7 protein-coding genes and 1 pseudogene are annotated in these 8,222 nt (G+C 63.5%); 2 read left to right on the forward strand and 6 right to left on the reverse strand.

Features of this window, described 5'->3' with window-relative positions; translation table 11 throughout:
* Positions 1-1,457 (reverse strand): sensor histidine kinase (locus EOA32_RS29395; RefSeq protein ID WP_189407460.1); only part of this gene is annotated, 1,457 nt, incomplete at its 3' end.
* Positions 1,458-1,605: 148 nt separating this feature from the next.
* Positions 1,606-2,334 (reverse strand): response regulator transcription factor, encoded by a 729-nt coding sequence (locus EOA32_RS29400; RefSeq protein WP_245430708.1) that lies wholly within the window; start codon positions 2,332-2,334, stop codon positions 1,606-1,608.
* A 93-nt stretch (positions 2,335-2,427) separates the two neighbouring features.
* Between EOA32_RS29400 and EOA32_RS29405 the strand changes: the two genes are divergently transcribed.
* Entirely contained in the window at positions 2,428-3,129 is a 702-nt protein-coding gene (locus EOA32_RS29405; RefSeq protein ID WP_128373587.1) for a response regulator transcription factor, read from the forward strand.
* A gap of 81 nt (positions 3,130-3,210) precedes the next feature.
* On the opposite strand, the gene EOA32_RS29410 is transcribed toward EOA32_RS29405, so the two are convergent.
* Positions 3,211-3,375 carry a hypothetical protein gene (locus tag EOA32_RS29410; protein ID WP_095810084.1) on the reverse strand — a complete coding sequence of 55 codons (165 nt, stop codon included), beginning with the start codon at positions 3,373-3,375 and terminating at the stop codon, positions 3,211-3,213.
* Positions 3,376-3,408: 33 nt separating this feature from the next.
* Positions 3,409-3,630 carry a hypothetical protein gene (locus EOA32_RS29415; RefSeq protein WP_066990429.1) on the reverse strand — a complete coding sequence of 74 codons (222 nt, stop codon included), beginning with the start codon at positions 3,628-3,630 and terminating at the stop codon, positions 3,409-3,411.
* Positions 3,631-4,024: 394 nt separating this feature from the next.
* Here EOA32_RS29415 and EOA32_RS29420 point away from each other — a divergent pair, with 394 nt between their 5' ends.
* The gene (locus tag EOA32_RS29420; RefSeq protein WP_066990426.1) at positions 4,025-4,477 is read left to right on the forward strand and encodes a L,D-transpeptidase; all 453 of its coding nucleotides are present in this window, start codon (positions 4,025-4,027) and stop codon (positions 4,475-4,477) included.
* A gap of 199 nt (positions 4,478-4,676) precedes the next feature.
* Here EOA32_RS29420 and EOA32_RS29425 read toward each other — a convergent pair whose 3' ends face one another.
* Both EOA32_RS29425 and EOA32_RS29430 read right to left on the reverse strand, forming a co-directional pair.
* Complete coding sequence (locus EOA32_RS29425; RefSeq protein WP_128373588.1) at positions 4,677-7,760, reverse strand: efflux RND transporter permease subunit; 3,084 nt, start codon at positions 7,758-7,760, stop codon at positions 4,677-4,679.
* Positions 7,757-8,222: pseudogene (locus tag EOA32_RS29430) on the reverse strand (efflux transporter periplasmic adaptor subunit); the annotation flags it as partial. The gene EOA32_RS29425 and the pseudogene EOA32_RS29430, both read right to left, overlap by 4 nt.

An 8,222-nucleotide genomic window follows, 5' to 3' on the forward strand; every position in this document is an offset into this window, starting at 1 on the left:
AGACAGACCGAGAAGCCGGGATTGCCGCGCTCGCTGCGAAAGGTCCGCACCTTGATGCGCCGCTCGCCGGTGATGCCGGCCAGCGCATGTTGGCTGTTGATGAGGAAGTTGGCCGCGACCTGCGTGACATGGTCGGCGTCGGCCATGGCGAGCAGCGGGCCGTTGGCGAAGTCGGTGTCGATGATGATGCCGCTGGAGCGCGCACCATAGGCGGTCACTTCGAGCGCCGAGCGCATCACCTGGTTAAGGTCGGTTTCGGCCTGCTCGGTCGGATGCAGGCGGACCATCGACAGGAAGCTCTTGACGATGCGCCCGCAGCGTTCGGCGGCCGCGCGCACCTTTTCGGCGCGCACCTTGGTCTGCGGGTCGGCCGCGAATTCATGCAGCAGCGTCGATTGCGCGACCACAACCGCCAGCGGGTTGTTGAGCTCGTGCGAGACGCCGGCGAGCAGCGAGCCCATTGCCGCCATCTTCTCATTCTGGTGCAGCTTCTCGCGCTGGCGGTTGATCTCTTCTTCGGCGTGCAGCTTCTCGCGCAGGTCGCGGATCGAGCCGAAGATGAGCCGGCGGTCGGCAACCCGCATCTCCGTCGCGGTCAGCTCGATCGGAAAGATCTCGCCGGCCGCGTTCTGGGTCACTGTCTCCAGCCGCTGGCCTACCATCGGCGCGCCCCGTCCGGCCATGTACTCGGCGCCCGACGAATAACCCTTGCGGTAATAGTGCGGCACGATCGTGTCGATCAGATCCTTGCCGAGGATGTCGCTGCGCTTGAAGCCGAACATCTTCTCGGCGGCCGGATTGAATTCGATGATGGAGCCGGCCTCGTCGATGACGATGATGGCGTCGAGCGAAGCCTGCAGCATGGTGCGGCGGATAACCTCGCTGGCATGCGCCTCTGAGGGCGAGCGCTCGATGGCGTCGCCGATGGCGAGCGCGATGATGTGAAGCGTCGCCTCCTCTTCATCCGTCCATTCGCGTTCGGCCGCGCAGTCATTGACCGCCAGAGTGCCCCAGAGATGGCCGTGGGCGAAGACCGACACCGAAATGAAGGATTTTATGTTCTGCTTCTCGAAGTCGGCCCGCAGGAAACCATCGAGGTCGCGCGTGTGGCCGGCGAAGACCTTGCCCTGGCGCTCATCCTCCTGCAACTGCTCCAGGAGCGGATCGGAGTTGATGATCGACTGCATGATCACGGTAGGCGATGCGAGCTCGCCGCCAAAAGCAGGGTCGATCCAATAGGAGGCCACGGACTGGGCGAAGCCCTCGCCCGGCAACTCGCGCAAACGGAAGAGAATGCCGCGCTGGCAGTCCAACGAACGGCACAGTGCCTCCAGTATGCTGTCCATCTCGCGCTGCCAGTCGCCTGCTTCGCGCAAGCGGCGAACGACATGGACGGCCGCCATCGCGGCGCCCTGGCGGGAGCCGTGCATCTCTGTCCGTGCGGCCTCAGCTGTCATCGTCGAACGTCAATCTCCGGGGCCATATCGGTAAACCATGAAATCCAGCACACAAGCCCGAAAATCGACGACGAATTTTCTGGGGTCATGCGCCGGACCGGAATGCTACAGCGTCAATTGCGTATCCGGAAGGTGCGCGGCGCCGGAGTCAGTTGCCGTCGCCAGCCGGCAGCGAGAAGATATAGCCCTCGCCACGAACCGTGCGCAGGAATTTAGGATTGGCGGGGTCCGCCTCGATCTTCTTTCTCAGACGCATGATGCGGATGTCGACAGCGCGCGACGATTCCGGGTCTTCCACGAAGCCGATCGCCTCCGAGATCGCCGCCCGCGTCAAAAGCCGGTTGGCGCGGGTGAGGAAAACTTCCAGCACGTCGAACTCGCTCTTGGCCATCTCGATGACCGCGCCATTGGCGCCGGTCACCAGCCTGCCGTCGAAATCGGCCTGGAAGCTGCCGAAATTCATGAAGCGGCGCGTGCCGGCCTCGGTCTTCGTGGCCTGCGGGGCAACCGGCTGCGGCACGCGGCGCAGCACACTGCGGACCCTCGCCAGCACTTCGCGCAACTCATAGGGCTTGACGATGTAGTCGTCGGCGCCGAGCTCCAGGCCGACGATGCGGTCGAGCGCGGTGCCGGCGGCGGTGGCGTAGATGATGCCGATCTGCGTCTTGGAGCGCAGCCAGCGGCCGAGCGACAGGCCGTCCTCGCCGGGCATGGCGATGTCGAGGATGGCGAGGTGGAAGGGTTGCGCCTCGAGCAGGCTGCGCGCCGCCGCGGCATTCTCGGCCGTGGCAACGTCATAGCCGCTGGCGCCGAGATACTCGGCAACCGCTTCCCTCAGATCCGGCTCGTCCTCGACGACAATGATGCGCGCCTTCACAATGGTCTCGCTCCCGCTTTCAGCGGAAAGTAGATTGGGTATAAACATGATGTCCAGCGCTCATCTCGAGTTGTCCGTGGCGGAGTGGAGAAAATGGCAGCACGATCCGTCGTCGCGCTTGTGTCCGTTGCCGAAGTGGTGGCCGGCGACCTGGCCGACCATCTCGAGCGTCGCGGGCACGACGTGCGTCAGGCGCGCCAGCCCTGGGAGGCGGAGTCGCTGCTTTCGGCAGGCGGCATCGACGTCGTGGTCGTCGGTGACGACGTGACCCAGGCGGAGGGGCGCGAACTGCTCAGGCGCTATAGTAGCCAAGGCGGGGGCGGCGAGGGTGGCTGCGACTTCATCCTGATCTGCCGGCCCGCCGATCTCGTCGACAAGGTGCTGGCGCTGGAGCTCGGCGCAGCCGACGTGATCGAAAGCCCGCTCAATGTGCGCGAGCTGGCGGCGCGCATCGGCCGCCTGCTGACGCGGCGCGGCCGCAACCCCCAGGAACTGATCGTGCTGGAGAATGCGACCGTCGACTTGAGGTCGGCCATGGTCATGCATCGTTCCGGCGCCGAGGATCAGCTGTCGCCGGGGCAGGTGGCGCTGTTGAGATTGTTTCTGGCGAGCCCGCGCAAGGTGCTGACGCGCGACGACATCATTGCCGCCGCGCCCGCCGAGAATGCCGACGCTTTCGACCGCTCGATCGATTCGCGCATCGTGAGGCTGCGCCGTAAGCTCGATACGGAGACCATCACCACGATCAGGGGTGCCGGTTACCGGTTCGATCCGCCGACGCCGCGCACCGACTGAGGCGAGGGCCGCCAGGTCTTTTGCTCGATCTTGCATCGGATTTCCAAAACCGCTTCGCACTTTTGGATCCGACGCCGGCGCCTAGCGCACCACGAGGACCGAGGGGCCGGACGGCATTTCGGCGCTGGCAGCGATCTCGGCGTGGGCGCGCTCCTTGAGCAGCACCGTTGCAAGCGCGGCAAAGCCAAGCAGCCCTTGGGCATAAAGCAGTGCGGACAGCACCGAAGCGGCAAATTTCGTCTTCATAACTCAATCCCCAATTCGATAGTCGTCGATGCTTCAGGAAACTCCCGAAGCGCCCGCGCCGCTTACGGAGCCCCCCGCTGCGGCGCGGGCCTTCGGTCCTCTCGGCAGCAAGTAGCCGGAGGGGCCGCGCATCCCTATCAGCCGAAGACCGACCCGCCAGAGGGCCCTCAGCCGGTTGACGCGCAGGCTGGAGATGATCCAGACCGTGGCGATGAACAGTGCAGTGTGCAGTGTCGAAACCTCGCCGGAATTCATGGCGCCTAGACGCCGATCCTGAGAAACCAGGTGCGAACTTTCGATTTCCTGCCCATTTTCGTTTGCTGATGTCTGTTCCCGTGAACTCGACATTGCCGCGGGCCTGTATCCGCATCATGCCGCGCAAGTCGCGCTTTGTTGCAATTCGGTTTCGAGATTAGGAGAAAGGCTTTCATATCAAGGCCATATACGCTTTGTCCGCCGGTTTCGGCCTGCTTGGTATTGCCGGCAGCCGGTCTAAGGGAGCGTGTTCTCTGGAATTAGGCCGTTAACTTAGAGAAACGAATTCGAAACATTAACGCATATTAAGCGAAATAGGCCTGAAACAGGCGATCCCGATAAGACGATCCATCGAAATTGCAGCCGGCCCGACCGGCAAAAGAGAGGGATCGTCATGCATACCGCCATTTCAGCCAAGCTCATCCACGTCACCGCCGCCGCGCTCACCGGCGCGGCTTTGCTCTTCGGCAGCAACGCCGCTCATGCCAACCAGCTCGTCGCCCGGGTTTCGCTGTCGCAGCAGATCATGGAAGTCACGGTCGACGGCCGGCCGACCTTCACCTGGAAAGTGTCGACGGGCGACAGGGGGCACATCACGCCGACAGGGTCATTCAAGCCGACCCGCATGCATGAGATGTGGTATTCGAAGAAATACGACAATGCGCCGATGCCGCATTCGGTCTTCTTCAGCGGCGGCTATGCGGTGCATGCGACCTATGCCATCAAGCATCTTGGCCGGCCAGCCTCGCATGGCTGCGTGCGCCTGCATCCCGATGCCGCGGCCGACTTCTATCAGCTCGTCGAGGCCTTCGGCCCGGGCAACACCAGCATCCTCATCGTAAAGTAACGGGTCAAGTAGCGGGCGGATTGCCGCCTTCAAGCCAGGTTCGACGCAATTCCGGACGGAAGGCCACGGCGAAGTCGCCGAGCAACCGTTCCACACTTTTCCTGGAATTGCTCTGGCGCCGAAGCCGTGGGGCGACCGCCTAAAAAAGAGGCCGGGATTTTCCGGCCTCTTTTTGTTTTTGGAGCAGTCCTGGATTGCTTCAGGTGGGCAGCGCCGGCATCAGCTTCGGATCGGGCTTCTCGGCGAGATGCGGCAGATCCTTGCTGGCGATGAAGGTGTAGAACATGGGCACGACGAACAGCGTGAACATCGTGCCGACCAGAATGCCGGTGAAGATGACGAGGCCCATCGAGTAGCGCGCCGCGGCGCCGGCGCCGCTGGAGATGATCAGCGGCACCACGCCGAGCGCCATCGCGGCCGTCGTCATCAGGATCGGCCGCAGGCGCACCTTGGCCGAGGCGATGATGGCATCGCGGCGCCGCATGCCATGGATTTCGCGCTGCTGGTTGGCGAATTCCACCAAAAGGATGCCGTGCTTGGTGATGAGGCCGATCAGGGTGATCAGTCCGACCTGCGTGTAGATGTTGAGCGTTCCGAGGCCGATATTGAGCGGCACGATGGCACCGAAGATCGAAAGCGGCACCGCCATCATGATGATCAGCGGATCGCGGAAGCTCTCGAACTGAGCGGCCAGAACCAAGTAGATCACGATCACGGCGGCCGCGAAGGCGATCAGGATGGTGTTGCCCTGCTCCTTTTCCTGCCGCGATTGGCCGGAATAGTCGATGAAGAAGGTGTCGGGCAGCGTTTCCCTGGCCAGATCCTCCAGCACTTTCAATCCGTCGCCGGTGGTCACGCCGGGCAAGGGCAGGGCGGAGATGGTGGCCGAGTTCAGCTGGTTGAACTGCTCGATCGCTGCCGGCGAGGCGTTGGTCGAGATATGCCCCACCGCCGACAGCGGCACCATCTTGCCGTCGACGCTGCGCACGAAATACTCGCCGAGCTTCGCCGGATTGTCGCGGAACTCCTGCGGCACCTGTGGGATGATGTCATAGCTGTTGGAGTCGCGATCGAACTGCGCCACTTCGGCGCCGCCGACCAGCAGCGTCAGCGTGTTGCCGATATCGGCGATGGGCAGGTTCAGCGCCGCCGCGCGCTCGCGGTCGATGGTGACGGTCACCTGCGGGGCGTCATAGGACATCGAGTTCTGCACGACGATGAAGCGGCCGGAAGCCTGCGCCTTGTTCTTGATCTTCTCGGCCTGGTCGAAGACTTCCGAGGGATCGCCGGTCGAGCGAACCACCATCGAGATCGGCAGGCCGCCGCCCGAGCCGGGCAGCGTCGGCGGCGCGAAGACGAAAGCCTCGACGCCGGCGACCTTGGCCAAGCGACCGGTGATGTCGGCCTGGATCTCCTTCGAGCTGCGCTGCCGTTCGGCCCAGTCCTTGAAGGCAAAGCCGACAAAGGCGCCGTTGGTGGCGCCGCCGAAGGCGACCGCCGAGAACTGCGCCCGCGTTTCCGGAATGTCCTTAACAAGACCGAGGATCTGGTTGACGTAGGTCTCGGTGTAGTCCGAGGTCGCGTAGCGCGGGGCGGTTACGATGGAAAGCAGGAAGCCCTGGTCTTCCTCCGGCGCCAGTTCGGTCGAGGTCTTGGTGAACATGAAGCCGGTGAGCGCGACCAGCGCGACGACGATAATAAAGGTAACCGGCCTGTTTCTGAGCGAAGCGGTCACGGCCCGCTCGTAGACGCGCTCGACACGGCTGAAGGTGCCGTCGACGATGCGCTGGAAGCGGCCGTGCGCGCCGGCCTTCAAGAGGCGAGCCGACATCATCGGCGTGATAGTCACCGCAATCAGGCCGGACAGCACCACGGAGCCGGCCAGCGTGACCGCGAACTCGCGAAACAGCGCGCCGGTCAGGCCGCCGGTGAAGGCAAGCGGCGCAAACACGGCGGCCAGCGTAATGGTCATGGCCACGATTGCCGAGAAGATCTCGCGCATGCCGTTGAAGGCCGCCTGCATCGGCGACATGCCGTCTTCCTCCATATGGCGGTGGATGTTCTCCACCACGACAATGGCGTCGTCGACGACAAGGCCGATCGCCAGCACCATGGCAAGCAGCGACAGAAGGTTGATCGAATAGCCTACCGCAAACAGAATGAAACAGACGCCGATCAGCGACAGAGGGATGGTCACGATCGGCATCATCACCGAGCGGAAGGATCCGAGGAAGAGCAGGATGACGAGAATGACGATGGCGACAGCCTCGCCGATGGTCTTGAACACCTCCTCGATCGAGGCGCTGATCTGCTCGGTGGAATCGTAGACGATCTCGATCGTCATGCCCTTCGGCAAGGTATCCTGGATCACCGGCACGATCTTGTGGATAGCCTCGGCCGTCGTCAGCGGATTGGCGGCAGGCGTCGGGAAGATGGCCAGGAAGGTGCCCGGCTTGCCATTGAAGCTCACCCTTGTGTCGGTGCTGGCGGCGCCAAGCTCGACCCGCGCCACATCGCGCAGCCGCACCACTTGGCCGTCGGTCGAGCGGATGGGGAGCTGCGCGAAGGCTTCCGGCGTCTGCAGGGTCGAGTGAACCGCGATCGAGGAGACCACATACTCGTTCTGCGTGTTGCCGGGCGCGGACAGGAAATTGGAATTGTTGATCGCAGTCAGCACGTCGGCGGCCGTGGCGCCGCGGGCGGCGAGCCTGACAGGGTCGATCCAGACCCGCATCGAATATTCCTCGGCGCCGAAGATCTGGACGTCGGCGACGCCTTCCACCGTCGAGATGCGCGGCCGCACGACGCGCTCGATGTACTCGGTCAACTGCTCCTTCGTCATGTTCGGATTCTGCATCGAAATATACATCATCGCGAACTGCTGGCCGGTGCCCTTGACGATCACCGGATCCTTGGCGGCATCCGGCAAGGTGCCGCGCACGCCTTGAACCTTGGACAGCACCTCGGTCAACGCAACATCGGGGTTGGAGCCGAGCTTCATCTGCACGGTCACCGTGCTCGAAGACGGGCGGCTCGACGAGGTGACGTAGTCGATGTTTTCCGTCGAGGCGACGGCGCGCGCGATCGGCGCAGAGATGAAGCCCTGAATCAGGTCGGCGCTGGCTCCGGGATAGGCCGTGGTGATGGTGATCGCCGTCTCGTCAACCTTCGGATACTGGCGGATCGACAGGTTGAAGATGGCCTGGAAACCCAGAAGCAGGATCATGCAGGCCAACACCGTCGAGAGGACGGGGCGGCGAATGAAGATATCGGAAAAGCTCATTGCTGAACCTGCTTGTTTGCCGATTTGCTGGGATCAACGGTGTTGTCGACCGCAACGGACATGCCGTTGAAGAGCCGGTTCTGACCGGCGGTCACGACCTGGTCGCCGGCCTTCAGGCCTTCGACGATCTCGACCATGCCGTTGTTGCGGCGGCCGAGCTTGACGAAGACCTGCGATAGAACGAGCGCCGGTTGCTGCCCGGTTTCGGCCGGCTTTTGAGCGTTCTCAGCCGGCTTCGCGGCGCTGTCGGCGGCGTTTGCCGTATCGGAGGCCGGCTTCGAGGCATCGGCTTGCGGCTTGGCTGCATCGCCGGCAGGCTTGTCCGCGCCGGACTTCTGATCTTCCGGTTTTGCTGGCGCCGCAGCGCCGGCCTCAGCGGGCTTGGGCGGCACCACCACGAAGACATAGTCGCCGTAGAGGCTCGAGGTCACCGCCGTCTGCGGCACCGAGATGACGTTGCTT

Origin of the sequence: Mesorhizobium sp. M1A.F.Ca.ET.072.01.1.1 (genome assembly GCF_004023325.1) — a bacterium.
GTDB lineage: Bacteria > Pseudomonadota > Alphaproteobacteria > Rhizobiales > Rhizobiaceae > Mesorhizobium.